Source organism: Gottschalkia acidurici 9a, assembly GCF_000299355.1.
Classification (GTDB): domain Bacteria; phylum Bacillota; class Clostridia; order Tissierellales; family Gottschalkiaceae; genus Gottschalkia; species Gottschalkia acidurici.
Genome location: NC_018664.1, coordinates 1,194,866 through 1,209,886 on the forward strand (window position 1 = coordinate 1,194,866; position 15,021 = coordinate 1,209,886).

Genomic DNA, 15,021 nt, shown 5'->3' on the forward strand with positions numbered 1-15,021 from the left:
GAGTATTTTATAATAAACTTATAAGATTTATTGATTACATAATAACTACATAAAGTATTAATTGGTATGATAAATATAATATAAAGAATATCATTGAATTAGAAGATTATATCCATCTAGTACATAACAAAAATATGAACTATCAAAGTCTATTCAGAGTAATATAATATAAGTAAATTTATATCTGAAATATATGGAATAATGGCTATATTCTAAAAATGAAGATATATCGATAAAGGTGGTGAAATCTATTGTTTCAGACATCTTTTAGTAAAGATGATTCATACTTGAATATATGTAATTGCTATGGTTACCAATACTGGAGAAGTGGTTATACTTATGGAGATAATTATCTAACAAACATGTTTGAATATCCACATAATTTATTAGGATGGAAGTGTAATTTAGGAACACCTGCATATATTGATAAAATTAACAGAATAGAAGCTATATATGGATCTGGAATAGCATTAGAGCAATTAATAGATGACTTTAATACTTACGATAGGTATGAAATAGAAGACCTCAAATATAATTTATTTACTGACTTCTATAGGTTTTGTAAAAAAATAAATGAATTAGTTAGAAAAGTTGTAATGACTAAGAAAATTCACTACTTTAGAAATAAGATAAATAAAGCACCAAAAACACTTGAGGAATTGTTGAAAGAAAAAGAAAATTGGATTTTAGTACCACCCCACAAATCTGCTTATCATATGCATGGGATAGATGGTATATTGAACTTAAAGTTTGTATCTAAAAAAGGTGGACACTTTGAGAGTATTTATGATAAAGATAACAACTTAGTTACTAATAAGGAAAACATGGGAACTTATAATTTTGTTGGATCAGATGACCATGATGGGCATAGAACTTATGATGTAGAGCCGTATTACCGTTGGGGAAATACTGAGGAATGTGTAGGTGATGGAGAAGTAGGATCACTAAAGAAAGCACTTAATAATTTAATAAATTATTCTTTAGATTTAAAAGCTATTCAAAGATATCAAAAATATTACTTTGAAATGAATAGCAAAGAACCAAGTATCAATGATTCTATAAAGCTTCTTAGAAATAAGATTTTAATAGCAGAAGGGATTAAATAGTAAAAAGACACTTTGGCAAAAGTCAAAAGTGTCTTTTTATTATAAAAAATATGAATATCAAATTAAAATATTAAAAAGACTCTATTCCTTAAAAAAGGATAATAATCTTATCCTTTTTTAAGTTAAAATGTTTTAAAGATTATTTAATTGAGTAACTATATATCTTTATTTGCAGTAATTTTTACTTGTAATACAACCCAATTAGAGGAGCTTGTATTATAAAATCCATGAGTTTCACCTTTTGGAGAAAATATAATATCTTTTTCTTTTAATAGTATTTTTTCATTATTTATTGTAATTGTACCCTCACCTGATATTACATAAAAAACTTCGTCAATATCAGAGTGTGTATGATCGGGTGTAGTTTGGTTAGGCGCATATAGAAGAAGACCTATTTCAAGTTGATTTTCTTTAAAGATAGCTTTGCGTGTACTCTTATCAGATGCAAATTCAAGTATACTTTCAATATTAATTTTTTCCATTATGTTTTTCCTCCTTAAATTGATTCTTTATATTTTATAAATATATTTATTAGTATAGTTTTAGAAATGGCCCATGTCCTGTTGCTATATATTCAACATCAAGATTTCTTAAGTTGTTCTTTAATATTTCAAGTTCAAAAACAGAAGGTATATTTTGTTCATTTAAATTATCAACTTCATTCTTCCAACTTGAACTAGATTCTTTTTCAAACATATTATTTGCTTTTATGAAAAGATCACTACCAAAGAAGATTTTTCGATCCAAATCAATAGCTAATAGACCTTCCCATAAGTGGGCTTCGGAAGGATACGCAATAAATTTCAACTTAAAACTTTTAGTTTCTAAAACTTCATTTGGTTTTTTTATGATAACCTCATTTGTGAATCCAAAGCCACTCAGTTGTCTTAGTGTGATGTTTGAACAGATCGTCTTAACATTAGGAAAATGATCTAATAAATAGTCAAGTCCACCACATTCATCATATTCAAAGTGAGAAATAAATACATATTTTAAATCTTTGCCGTCAAGCAAAGCTTTTATTTTAGGAACTAACTCTTTTGTCTGTTGTAGACTCCCAGTATGAACAAGCAGCGGCTCATCTCCTATTAACAAATATTGATTAAAGGTTAAAGGAATTATTTTGTTCTCTGTAGTAAATTGATATAAATCATCTAAAACTTTAATTTGTTCCATATATAACACTCCTTAATACATAGTTGGGATTAATATTATAAAAAGTTTCTTTTAAAATTAACTCTAGTTAACCAGACTTACATGAAACTTCCTTTACTTGTAAATCAAATTGATTTATACTTACTATATAACCGTTACTAACTTTTCGCAATAAGGCACTATTTTGTAATATACTGACCAAATGGTAAGTATTAAGTAGATGGGAGAGATTAGAATGTCATGTGATAAATCATGTCCTATTGAACATACGGTAAATCTTATAGGACATAAATGGAAGGTTCTTATACTAAGGAATTTACACAATGAAGGAGTACAAAGATTTAGTCAATTTAGTAAAGGCATTAAAGGTATAACCCAGAAGATGTTAACACAACAACTTCGTCAATTAGAGGCAGATGGACTTATTAATAGAAAAGTTTATCCTGAAGTTCCACCAAAAGTTGAATATTCACTCACAGAGCTTGGAGAGTCACTAGGATCAGTGCTAGAAGCGATGAATAAGTGGGGAAGGGATCATATGGAGAAAAATACTAAGGGATCAAATAATTAAGACATTTTTATCTAAGTTAACTTTGATATGGATAAAACTCTAGCACTTATGTTAACCTATTACTGATAGAAACTATGAAGTCAAGATAAGTTAGCATATTCTAGGGCTATATAAAACCTTATAAAGAAGATAGAATTTTTTCGATTCTTTATAGGTAACTTACATATTGACCATAAAGTAGTTATTAATCTGTGGTAATAATATAGAGTAATAATGATTCATATTTGAAATAATAAATTATATTCTGTATAATTTAGGTAAAGATACAATCGAATTATATAAAGAATATTAATAAACAAAGGAGCGATTAGCTTATGAAATACAAAATGTTACATACATGTATAAGGGTAAAAGATTTAGAAGAATCACTGAAATTCTATAAAGAAGCAATAGGTTTAATAGAGAAGAAGAGGATAGATCATCCTGATTATAAATTTACATTAGTTTATTTAAGTGATGAGGTAGGAAGTTATGATCTAGAGTTAACTTATAACTATGATCAAGAAACTCCTTATGAAATAGGAAATGGATTTAGCCATACAGCTGTTTCAGTAGATGACCTAGAAGGATCTAGAGAAAGACATATAGAGATGGGTTATACAGTTACAGATCTAATGGGATTGCCAGGGGAAGCACCTGGATATTACTTTGTAACTGATCCGGATGGATATAGGGTTGAAGTTATAAGAAATAATTAGTTATAAAAGATTATATAAAGTTTATGATTTATTAAGGAGCTCTTCATAGAAAGTCTATAAAGAGCTCCTTATATTTATATGTATCAAAATAAATATAATATGATTAGCGTTTATTGCATAAATATACTTGTTAAGTGATATTTTAAAGTTAAGTATATAGATGGAAAATAGTCCACAAATTTAGCATTGTAATAATTATGTTATAAGCTATATAATGGAGCTGCAGGGATAGGATTATATAGGTATAGTGAGATATGCTCCCTGTATTAGGCACTCTTTCATAGAGTGCCTTTTTTTATTTATTTTTGGGTATCGATTTCACTCTTTTCATATCAATTTCTTAAATACTTAGGGTAAATTATAGATATTATCTATAATTTACCCTATTTTTTTACTAATCACTTACCATATATCCCTAAAATGTAATTATTACATAAGTTATACACAATGATTGGAAAATATATGTTATAATAAGTCCATAAAACTACATTAATATTAGGTAATTTTGATGAGAAAGTTAGAAATAACGCATATTTTAGAAAAAATACTTAAATTAATGTCGAAAATATTTTCCGACATTAACTTGGAATAAACCAAAAGTTATTGAGGGGAAATAATTTATCAACTTATTTTTAATAAAAATAATACTTAAAAGCTTAAGTTTTGCTATATTAAGAATAGAAAGGGGTAGATTTGGGACTAATATGTGGTTAAATTAGTAATAAGTTAAATACTAAACAGGGGGATTAAATATGAAGCTGAAAGATTGGGTAAATCAGATGATAGATATACTTGGAACACTACTAACTATCATCTGTATTAGCATTACAATGCTAAATAAAGGTTTTTTAGCTACCTTACCTATTATAATAGTATTAGCGTTTTGTCTGTCTTTTTTTAACTACAAGATTTGGTATATGCTTGCTACTGCTTTTATTATGCATATTATATTGGGAGTTGCAATTGATACATGGTTAAGTATATTAACACTAATAAACAGTACTGTAGAAATAGGTACAGGTTTTTTGCTAGCTACATATATTAAAAAACTTAATAGTGATTGGAGACAAGCTAAGTATATTATATTAGGCACATTCAGCATTATATTTACAGTGCTTATAATTATAGTTCACATGCAAATTTATGGGACGTCTTTAGGCTATTTTGAGGCTAAGGTTAATGTAATGAATTACATTAACAAGACTTATAACGGTAAACTAGAAATAACAGGGGTTCGTCATAACTCCAAGATGACGGACTATATTATTGACGTCAAAAGTAAAAATGATTCAAGGGAGAAAGGAAGCATTTATTATTCAAGGGGAGCAAATATAAGTGATGACTATCATTTCAGAATTGAAAGAAACCAAGCTGAAATGGTAGAATCAATGTTAAAAATGATTATCAACAAGAATACAAGTATTTCTGAGCAAGATATTAGTTTATGGGTAGATATAAATCTTCCTAAGAATAAATACTCCAAGACAGATATTTATTCTGGTAATGAACCTATTTCCATTGGACTTACAATAAAGCCTAATGGAGTAAATTCATTTTATGACTCTAAAGAATCTTTTAGCAAAGAAGCTTATAAAATTCTAAATATACTTAAAGAATTAGACTTTTATTATAAAACAATTGAAATAAAATCTTTTCTAGATGATGGCAATACATCTTATTCAAATTATATAGAAGATCCAATAAAAATAGAGAATTGGGAAAGTGCTTTTACAATAATTGAAAAAACTGAGTATAAGAAGTAATTAGGACGATATATATATGTGGAATGTGGAAAAAAGTTTATAAGCTGTTCAAGTCTGCTACTATTAGGAAAATATAATACAATAATTTATAATAGACTTGGTTTTGCTATGACATTGACATTGAAAGGAGAAAACAACTACGATGCAAAACGTTGAGGAAGTAAACTATCTAAAAGAGCACATTAGGGAACTAGAGAGAAAACTAGAAAAAAAAGAGAATGAATTGCGAAAAAGTGAATACTTATTTCAAAAAGTTGTTGAATTATCACCTGTTTCTATATATTTTTATAAAAAAGATAAGTTATTTTATGTAAATGAGGCAGGAGCTAAGTTTCTAGGTATAGAGAAACCTGATGAAATAATAGGAACAACAATGAATCCAGTAGCAATGTCTCATCCTGATTATATAGATATAATAAAAGAGAGAATAAACCTACTTCGTAGTAAAGAAACAAAGTTACCCTATATGGAGCAAAAGTTTATAAGAAAAGATGGAACGATAGTATATGGTGAGGCTGCTGGTATATCATTTATGGATGATGGTGTGATGAATAGAATAGTTGTTATACACGATGTGACGAAAAGAGTGCATATGAAACAAAGTCTTAAAGAAAGTGAAGAATGCTTTAGGGGTGCTTTCGAAAATGCTGCTATAGGGATGTCACTTACAAGCCTTGATGGTAAATTGATAAAAGTTAATAAGTCTATGTGTAAAATGACAGGATATTCAGAAGCAGAACTGCTTAAAAAGAAATATCAAGATATAACTCATCATGAGGATGTAAGCACAGATATGGAAAAGTCTAATGATCTAATAGCTAATAAAATACAGTCTTATGATATAGAAAAGCGATATATTCATAAGCAAGGATATATTATATGGGTTATTATAAGTATTTCATTAGTAAGAGATCAGAGCGGAAATCCTTTATACTTTATAGCTCAGATACAAGACGTGACTAATGTAAAGCAGGCAAAAGAAGCTCTAAAATACGATAAGCTGAAAACAGAGTTCTTTGCTAATATATCTCATGAAGTTAGAACACCTATAAATATAATTTTAAGTACAATACAGCTTTTAAACATGTACTTAAAAAAGGATCAATCATCAGGCAATTTAAGTAATATAGGAAATCACTTAGATACAATGAGACAGAATTGCTATAGAACAATAAGACTAATTAATAACTTTATAGATACAACTACGATAGATTCTAATTTTTATAATTTGAGTCTACAAAATTATAATATAGTACAGATTATAGAAGATATCACACTATCAGTTGCAGAATATATAGAGGGAAAAGGAATAAACTTAATATTTGACACAGATATAGAAGAGAAAATAATGGCATGTGACCCAGATAAAATTGAAAGAATTATTTTAAATTTAATTTCTAATGCAGTTAAATTTACAGAGCAAGATGGAAACATTAAAGTATCTATAAAGGATAAAGTAAAATACATAGAAATTTCCGTTCAAGATGACGGAGTTGGTATTGAGAGGGAAAAGTTAAAATTTATATTTGAACGTTTTGGACAAGTAAATAAGTCTTTTGTAAGAAATCGTGAAGGTAGTGGTATAGGACTATCTCTAGTAAAATCCTTTGTAGAGATGCATGAAGGTAATATAGAAGCTAAAAGCGAAAATGGACAAGGAAGTAAATTTATAATAAGGTTACCTGTTAAAGTTATTAAAGAAGAAAATTTACTGAAACAAGAAAAACGTTTGAGTCAATTAAATGACAGTTTAAATAAATATGTAGAGAAAGTAAATATTGAGTTCTCAGATATATATCTATAAAAATATGAAAGTAGATAATAAACGAATATCTTAAGTAAATATATATTTATGATATACTGTTGTTATGAACATATATGGCTAAGTAGTGAACTTATAATAACTATTTAAATTTAGTAACTTATCATTGTAATGAACATGGAATGGAGGTAATTAATTATGAAACTAATTTCTTGGAACGTAAATGGTATTAGAGCCTGTGTAAAGAAAGGATTTTTAGACTACTTTACAGATATCGATGCAGATATATTTTGTCTTCAAGAAACAAAGTTACAGGAAGGGCAAATAAACCTAGAACTAGAAGGATATGAGCAATACTGGAATTATGCTGTTAAAAAGGGCTACTCTGGAACAGCTATATTTACAAAACAAAAGCCTATAGAAGTTAAATATGGACTAGGAATAGAAGAACATGATCAAGAGGGTCGAGTAATTACTTTAGAGTTTGAAGATTTTTATCTAGTAAATGTTTATACTCCAAACTCTCAAAGTGAGTTAGCAAGACTTGACTATAGAATGAAGTGGGAAGATATTTTTAGAGAATATTTAAAAGATTTAGATAATATAAAGCCTGTTATACTTTGTGGAGACTTAAATGTAGCTCATAAGGAAATAGACTTAAAGAATCCAAAGACTAATAGAAAAAATGCAGGTTTTACAGATGAAGAGAGAAATAAAATGACGGAATTATTAGAATCAGGATTTACAGATTCCTTTAGATACTTATATCCAGAAAAAGAAGGTTCATATAGTTGGTGGTCGTATATGAGAAAAGCAAGAGAAAATAATTCTGGTTGGAGAATTGACTACTTTATAGTATCTGAAAAAATGAAAGATAAAATAAAAGATGCTCAAATCCACTCTAATATAATGGGAAGTGATCATTGCCCTGTGATGTTAGAGCTATTGTAAAGAATGAGAGTCTGTCCTAGAGATAAAGGTAAATATATACTCTTTGGACAGACTCTTTATTTTATAATTTTACTTAAGTGCATTATTTACTGCATCCAAAATCCCTTTACTTGTTAATGTTGCACCTGATACAACATCTATGTCGGTAGATTGCTTATTTACTATTTCCTTTGGAATAACTTCGATAGTCTTATCAGTGAAAGATGGAGTATCATCATGAGATATAACTTTTACATCACTTATCTTATTATCTTTGACGCTTACACTAACCTTAATATTACTTTTATAACCCTTTGCCTCTCCAACATATTCACCATCATCATATGTCTTATTGTTAGGATTAATATATGATTCTAGAGATACTACCGTTTCATATAATTGTTTATTCTCTTTTTCAAGATTCTCAACTTTATTTTTAACTTCTTTTAAATCAAGAGAAACTATATAGCTTTTTAGATTGTAAATAAAATAAAGGTTACCAATTAAAATTACAATTACAATAAAACTTAAAATATTTCTTAAATTATTTTTCATAATTTTCATCCCCTTTTGAAAGTATATAAATTTTAAATCTAATAGATATTAAAATTTTAATATCTAGATTTACTTAAAGCATTATTAACTGAATCTATTATTCCATTACTAGTCCAAGTTGCCCCTGTTATTACATCTACATTCGTGGACTGATTATCTAAGATTCTGCTTGGAATAACTTCAGTTGGTATTTTAGCATATGAATTTGTTTCATCATGTGAAATAACTTTTACATATTCCATTTTTCCATTTTTAATTTTTAATTCGACCTGGATTATACTTTTATATCCCGTTCCCTCTCCTACATATATACCATCCTTAAAATTGCCAGAGTCTAAGCTAATGCTGCTACTATTAACAACTGTTGAACCCACTTCTTGCGCATAAGTAAAACTAGAGACCTTATAGTAAAAAGGAATAATAAATACTATAGCAAACCATATTACTAAAAACTCACTTACTATAAACTTATAGGCTTCTTTTCCTTTTATAGATGATTGTAATAATAGTGTGTTTTCACGTGGACAAACATTAGTATCTATACAGTCCATGCATGAAATACAGCTTAAGTTATTAACTCCTTCATATGATGTAATCTCAATTCCCATAGGACAACTTTTGGTACACCTTTTACATTCCGTACAGATTTGATCCTTTCTAGTTATTTTAAATATCTTTACTTTATTTAGAATACCTAGTAAAGCACCATATGGACACAGGTATCTACACCAAAACCTTTCTATAAACAATCCTATAAATATTAATAAAATAAGTATTAGTGCTCCTAATATATTAAAGTTTCCTAGTGGAATGTAGAACAATGAGTATGTAGGATCAATGTTAGAAAGTATCAGATGAAAACCATTTAAAGTTAGAATAATCACAAATAAAAGAGATATATACCTTAATACAGATAACTTTTGTAATAGACTCTTATTTGCATTAAGTTTTTTTCTCAACTTCAAAAATCTTTTCTCTGATAGTTTATGTATAAATTCTTGAAAAGCACCAAAAGGACACAGCCATCCACAAAATATAGGACCTATAATAAGAGCAAAAAACAAGCTTCCTAGTACTATTAGTCCATCTTCTTTAACTAAACTAGCTCCACCTGTAAAGAAGTCAACAGTATTAACTACTCCTCCAATAGGGGATATAGTATTTAATACATTTAGCATGTTAGGTAAAATGTTTAGGTTAAAGTTTTTAGATACAGCTACTATAGCAAGTAAAACAAAGAAAAATAATTGAACACTAGAACGTTTTTTCAAGTATATATTAATCACCTCCATAAAATAGAATATATAGAACAATAATGATAAGGATTATCAATATCATTCTACCAGAAAATACATATGTAATGCAAGAAGAAAAAATTTATTAATTTATTTAAGAAGGATATTATGAGATATTTCTTGCCTTAAAAGCTATTGATAAAATAACAAATAAGGTATAATATAATTTATGTACTAGGAGGTATGGACATGGGAGAAAACAATATAAACATTAATGATGAAATATTAGAAATAAATTCAAAAGAAGTTGAATCAATAGTTAAAAAATTGCAAAATATATCTGAAGAATTAAAAGAGATATTTGTTGAGAGAGAAGAAGTTATAGATAATAGTATAAAGGCGCTAATAACGGGACAAACTGTTCTACTGATAGGACCACCAGGAACTGCAAAAAGTGCACTAACTAATGAATTATGCAAAAGAATAGATAATGGAAGATACTTTTCTTGGTTATTAAATAGAACTTCAGATCCATCAGAAATATTAGGACCGTTTAGTATCAAAGGAATGGAAAAAGATAAATTCTTAAGAGTTACTACAAATAAATTACCAGAAGCTGAAATAGTATTTTTAGATGAGATTTTTAAGTGTAACGAACCTACTTTAAATGTACTTTTACCTATAATAAATGAAAAGATATTCTACAATGATGGACAGCCAATAAATGTTCCACTGATAACTTTATTTGCTGCATCAAATGAGTTTCCAGAGGAAGACTCTTTAGTTGCGCTATATGATAGAATGATATTTAGAATGTATGTTGACTATATAGGTGATGTTCAAAATAAATTAAAAATGTTTAGAGGATTTTTAGATAACAATAATAATAATGAAGTTACAACTGTAACTTTAGATGAATTAAAAATATTAAGAAAAGCGTTAAATCAGATTAAAATAGATGACTCTATGTTAAAAGAGTATATAGCTCTAATGAATGCACTATTAAGAGAAGGAATAGTAGTATCTGACAGAAGACAAAATGAATGTTTAAAAGTTTTAAGAGTTAATGCATTATTAAATAATAGAGATAGAGTTGATGAAACAGACTTTACATGTCTTAAAGATGTACTTTGGAATGATCTAGAAGAAATTGAAAAGATAGAAGAGATATTAAAAGAATCTTCACTTACGTCTTATGAAAAAGAGTATGCTCTTACTAAAAAGCGTTATAAAGAAATAGTTACAACTACAGAAAATATAACAGATACTAGAATGTTAGTAGAGATAAAAGGATCTATAGAGTACATTCATGATAAAACTAAGAGAATTCTAAAAGAATCTGAGCTAATGGAAGAAAAGATTAAAAATAAATTTATATCTCTTGAAAAAGAAATATCAGAATATTTAGAAGTAATCTCAAAACAAGTAGGAGACGATGACGAAGATATGTTTTTTTAAAGAAGGAGTGTAGTTGTGGAAAATCTAATATTCAATGAATGGTCAGTTAGTAGTGAATTTAATAATATAGAATGCTTTGAATTAGATTTAGATATTTACAACAATATATTTAAAAAGTCTCCTCGACTTAAAAAAAGTGTACAAGAAAATAAAGAACTTCTTAGTACTTTTGATAAATTAAGTGAAGATATATATTTATCTCTATTCAAGGCAGAACCGATAATTAAAGATAGACAATTGATGAATGTAAAATATAGATTTAATAATATGATAATAAAAAATTTACTTGATACAGATGAACTTGAGCCTCTAAGAAAAAATAGTTCGGTAAACTATTTCAACTCTATATTAGCTACAGAAATACTGGGTCAAGAAATAATAAATAACTATAAGAAGCTATTAGACACAGACAAAGACTTTATTGCTGAAATAAAAAAATATAGAGAGAATATTAAAACATATATATCGTTAGAGAAGTCATCTGATAAACTAAAAGAAATAGAAAATAATATAGATACGAATATAGAAAATTTAGAAAAGATGATGTCAAATAGTAACTTAATTTATAAAAGTGTTTCTTTTTCATATAAAGAATTTTTGACTATATTTAATACAGTAAAATTTTGGGGACTTGATGATGGTAAATTGAATCCAACTTCTTATGATGAGAAGGTAGCAGTAGCATCGAAGCTAAGAACTTTTAAGAAGATTAAACAGCTATCTGAAATGGTTGGTAGATTTAGAGCCTCAGCTAGTAATCTCCAAAAAAGAAAAACTAAAGAAGAAGGTCAAGAAATTTGTGGAGTTCAGTTAGGAAATGAAATTCATAAAGTACTTCCTTCTGAAAAACTACTTTTAGCTAATGAGAAAACTAAAAAAAGTTTTTATAAAAAATACTATCAAAAAGAACTACTTTCATATAAATATAAAAATAATAGAATAAGATCTAAAGGTCCTATCATATGCTGTATAGATACCTCAAGTTCTATGGAAGGTGAACTTGAAATATGGTCAAAATCTGTAGCTATGGCACTTTTAGATATAGCTTATAAGCAAAAAAGAGATTTTGTTGCCATACTTTTTTCATATAAAGTTGGAGAAATAATAGAATTTAATAAAAATAAGGTTGAACCAAGTAAGATATATAGTTTGGCTACATCTTTTTACGGTAGTGGTACTAACTTTATAGAACCATTAACTGAATCTCTTAAATTAATAAATAATTCTAAATATAAGTATGCTGATATTGTATTTATTACTGACGGAGAGGCTCCTTTAGATGAAGAATTTATAGCGTATTTTAATAATCAAAAAGAGGAAAAACAATTTAGAATGATTGCTGTAAATGTTTCAGATAAAATAGAAGCAGCTCTAAATCAAATTAATGATACTCAGATACTGCTAAGAGACTTAACGGATGAAACTGTAGAAGAAACTAATGAAGTACTATTTACTATTTAAACATAAAGTGATAAAAAATTAGAGAAAGGGGAAATGGATAGGATGGAAGCAAGTTATGAAGTAAGAAAAACTCATCTCGTAGACTTCAGTATGTACAATATAAAAAACTCGAAGGAAATTAAACGTATAATAAATATACAAAGATTTCTTACTCCACTTATATTTTTTATAATTTGTTTTATTATAGGAAAAAGCTCAAATGAGCTGACAAAATGGTTAATTGTATTTGGAGCACTATACATCTCATGGGTAATAATTTATCCTATGTGGTATATGAAAGCTGTTAAAAAAAATATACAAAAAGATATGAATAAGGCTAGTGATCAAGAAGTAGTAGGCAATTGTACATTGAGATTGGAAGAGAGCGGAGTTATAGAAGAATCAAATACTAGAGTAAATGAAACGAAGTGGAAAAATATAGAAAAGTTAGTAGAAACACAAGAATACCTATTCGTTTATAATACAGAAAATTCAGCATATGTTGTACCTAAAGAAGCATTTGCAAGTGAAAGTGACAAAGAAGACTATACAAATATGCTAAAAAAATATAGTAAAAAAGAGCTGGAACAATGGAAATAAAATAATTATTAAATTAAGGCATAGGTTTACTATAAAATATGATGTAAAACTTATGCTTTTATTTTTTTAGATTATTATTAGCAATTTAGGGCAAAATAAGTATATAATATATATAAACATAAACGTAAATACTTATATAAAAAAACTATAATGTAAGGGGTGGTACACTTGGAGAGTATAAAAAAATCTATAAACACAGAAGAAATTACAAATGCTGTATCTCATGGTATTGGAATTGGACTATCAATAGCTGGACTTGTAGTTTTAGTGGTTCTAGCTAGTATGTTTGGAGATGCATGGTATGTAGTAAGTTTTAGCATATATGGTGCTACTTCAATAATGCTATATCTAGCTTCTACACTATATCACAGTGCTCCTGAAGGCAAAGCTAAAAGTATACTGAAGATATTTGACCATTCAGCTATATTTCTACTAATAGCGGGAAGCTATACGCCATTAACGTTGATTACGTTAAGAGGGAAATTAGGATGGAGTTTATTTGGTATAGTATGGTTTATAGCTATCGCAGGTATAGTATTTAAGGTGTTTTTCGTAAAGAAGTTCAAGACACTTTCAACAATACTTTATATACTTATGGGATGGTTAGTTGTAGTTGCAATTAAGCCTTTATTCCTAGCATTAAATACAAAAAGTATAGTTTTTTTAGTAGTGGGGGGAGTATTATACACTATAGGAACTATATTTTATAGTTGGGCTAAATTAAAATACAATCATGCTATATGGCATATGTTTGTACTTGGAGGAAGTGTTTGTCACTTCTTTACTATGTTATTTTTAATACCTAGATAAGTAATAGAATAGTGTAAAATATGGTAGATATAAGTATCAGAAGAAAATAAGCAATATAAATAAAATGTTTCTGGTGATATATTTTATTAGATTTTTAGATTAAATTATAATAAAGTATTACTAGGAACATTTTTTGTACTTAAATTAGATACACTATAAGCATATTAATATAATTATCTAAGATGAGAGGTATACGAATGATAGAATATGAAAAGCAGGCAATATATGAATTAAGAAAATGGCAGAAAGAAATGAGTAGAAAGCCATCTATAATGAACCGTTTAGCTAAGGGAATACAAACAAAGGGAAACAACTTAATACCTGAAAAAGTTCATATTGTTATTACAGAAACGATTAAAAATATGATAAAGGCAGTATTAGTAGGGTCCAAATACATTACAAAAGAGCCTCTAAAGATTGCTTCCTTAGAAGAGAGAGAAAAGTTGGTAAATGAAAAATTAAGTTTTTATAAAAAAACAGCAAGTGTTAGTGGTGCAGGAACGGGTGCTGGAGGTATATTGTTGGGACTAGCGGATTTTCCTATTTTATTAAGTTTGAAGATGAAGTTTTTATTTGATGTTGCTAGTATTTATGGATTCGATGTAAAAGACTACAAAGAAAGAATATATATAATACACATATTTGAACTAGCTTTTTCTAGTCAAAAGAAGCGTGTAGAAGTATATAGCCAGATGTTAGACTGGGACAATTATTCAAAAAACTTTCCGGAAGATATTAATTTATTTGATTGGAGAGAGTTTCAACAAGAGTACAGGGACTATATAGATCTAGCAAAAATGTTACAGTTGCTACCGGGTATAGGAAGTGTAGTAGGTGCATATGCAAACTATCAGCTTATGGATAAGCTTGGAGAGATAGCTATTAACTCGTACAGACTAAGGATTTTTAATGAATATAAGTAGATATATAAAGAACTT

15 protein-coding genes are annotated in these 15,021 nt (G+C 27.8%); 11 read left to right on the forward strand and 4 right to left on the reverse strand.

Features of this window, described 5'->3' with window-relative positions:
- Window positions 1-251 precede the first annotated feature (251 nt).
- On the forward strand, window positions 252-1,106 hold the full coding sequence (locus tag CURI_RS05600; RefSeq protein ID WP_014967258.1) for a hypothetical protein: 855 nt from the start codon (window positions 252-254) through the stop codon (window positions 1,104-1,106).
- Window positions 1,107-1,261: 155 nt separating this feature from the next.
- Here the strand turns inward: CURI_RS05600 and CURI_RS05605 are convergent, their stop codons facing one another.
- Window positions 1,262-1,588, reverse strand: a complete 327-nt coding sequence (locus CURI_RS05605) for a cupin domain-containing protein (protein ID WP_014967259.1) — start codon at window positions 1,586-1,588, stop codon at window positions 1,262-1,264.
- A 49-nt stretch (window positions 1,589-1,637) separates the two neighbouring features.
- Complete coding sequence (locus CURI_RS05610; protein ID WP_014967260.1) at window positions 1,638-2,282, reverse strand: oxygen-binding di-iron domain-containing protein; 645 nt, start codon at window positions 2,280-2,282, stop codon at window positions 1,638-1,640.
- A 214-nt stretch (window positions 2,283-2,496) separates the two neighbouring features.
- Between CURI_RS05610 and CURI_RS05615 the strand changes: the two genes are divergently transcribed.
- From CURI_RS05615 to CURI_RS05635, 5 genes are all read left to right on the forward strand, one after another.
- The gene (locus tag CURI_RS05615) at window positions 2,497-2,832 is read left to right on the forward strand and encodes a winged helix-turn-helix transcriptional regulator (protein WP_014967261.1); all 336 of its coding nucleotides are present in this window, start codon (window positions 2,497-2,499) and stop codon (window positions 2,830-2,832) included.
- Between the two features lie 314 nt (window positions 2,833-3,146).
- The gene (gene gloA, locus CURI_RS05620; RefSeq protein ID WP_014967262.1) at window positions 3,147-3,530 is read left to right on the forward strand and encodes a lactoylglutathione lyase; all 384 of its coding nucleotides are present in this window, start codon (window positions 3,147-3,149) and stop codon (window positions 3,528-3,530) included.
- A 752-nt stretch (window positions 3,531-4,282) separates the two neighbouring features.
- Complete coding sequence (locus CURI_RS05625; protein WP_014967263.1) at window positions 4,283-5,293, forward strand: hypothetical protein; 1,011 nt, start codon at window positions 4,283-4,285, stop codon at window positions 5,291-5,293.
- A gap of 142 nt (window positions 5,294-5,435) precedes the next feature.
- The gene (locus CURI_RS05630; RefSeq protein ID WP_014967264.1) at window positions 5,436-7,097 is read left to right on the forward strand and encodes a sensor histidine kinase; all 1,662 of its coding nucleotides are present in this window, start codon (window positions 5,436-5,438) and stop codon (window positions 7,095-7,097) included.
- A 156-nt stretch (window positions 7,098-7,253) separates the two neighbouring features.
- Window positions 7,254-8,006: an exodeoxyribonuclease III gene (locus CURI_RS05635; protein WP_014967265.1), complete on the forward strand. Its 753-nt coding sequence runs from the start codon at window positions 7,254-7,256 to the stop codon at window positions 8,004-8,006.
- A gap of 69 nt (window positions 8,007-8,075) precedes the next feature.
- On the opposite strand, the gene CURI_RS05640 is transcribed toward CURI_RS05635, so the two are convergent.
- Window positions 8,076-8,540, reverse strand: coding sequence for an FMN-binding protein (locus CURI_RS05640; protein ID WP_014967266.1), 465 nt, complete (start codon window positions 8,538-8,540; stop codon window positions 8,076-8,078).
- 56 nt (window positions 8,541-8,596) lie between these two features.
- Entirely contained in the window at window positions 8,597-9,811 is a 1,215-nt protein-coding gene (locus tag CURI_RS05645; protein WP_014967267.1) for a 4Fe-4S binding protein, read from the reverse strand.
- Between the two features lie 213 nt (window positions 9,812-10,024).
- On the opposite strand from CURI_RS05645, the gene CURI_RS05650 reads away from it, so the two are divergent.
- From CURI_RS05650 to CURI_RS05670, 5 genes are all read left to right on the forward strand, one after another.
- Window positions 10,025-11,233 (forward strand): AAA family ATPase, encoded by a 1,209-nt coding sequence (locus CURI_RS05650; protein ID WP_051003971.1) that lies wholly within the window; start codon window positions 10,025-10,027, stop codon window positions 11,231-11,233.
- 15 nt (window positions 11,234-11,248) lie between these two features.
- Entirely contained in the window at window positions 11,249-12,694 is a 1,446-nt protein-coding gene (locus tag CURI_RS05655; RefSeq protein ID WP_014967269.1) for a vWA domain-containing protein, read from the forward strand.
- Between the two features lie 42 nt (window positions 12,695-12,736).
- Window positions 12,737-13,273: a YcxB family protein gene (locus tag CURI_RS05660; RefSeq protein WP_041701573.1), complete on the forward strand. Its 537-nt coding sequence runs from the start codon at window positions 12,737-12,739 to the stop codon at window positions 13,271-13,273.
- Window positions 13,274-13,432: 159 nt separating this feature from the next.
- Complete coding sequence (gene trhA, locus CURI_RS05665) at window positions 13,433-14,083, forward strand: PAQR family membrane homeostasis protein TrhA (protein WP_420805144.1); 651 nt, start codon at window positions 13,433-13,435, stop codon at window positions 14,081-14,083.
- 197 nt (window positions 14,084-14,280) lie between these two features.
- A complete protein-coding gene (locus CURI_RS05670) occupies window positions 14,281-15,006 on the forward strand; it encodes an EcsC family protein (protein ID WP_014967272.1) in 726 nt (241 codons plus the stop codon).
- Window positions 15,007-15,021 lie beyond the last annotated feature (15 nt).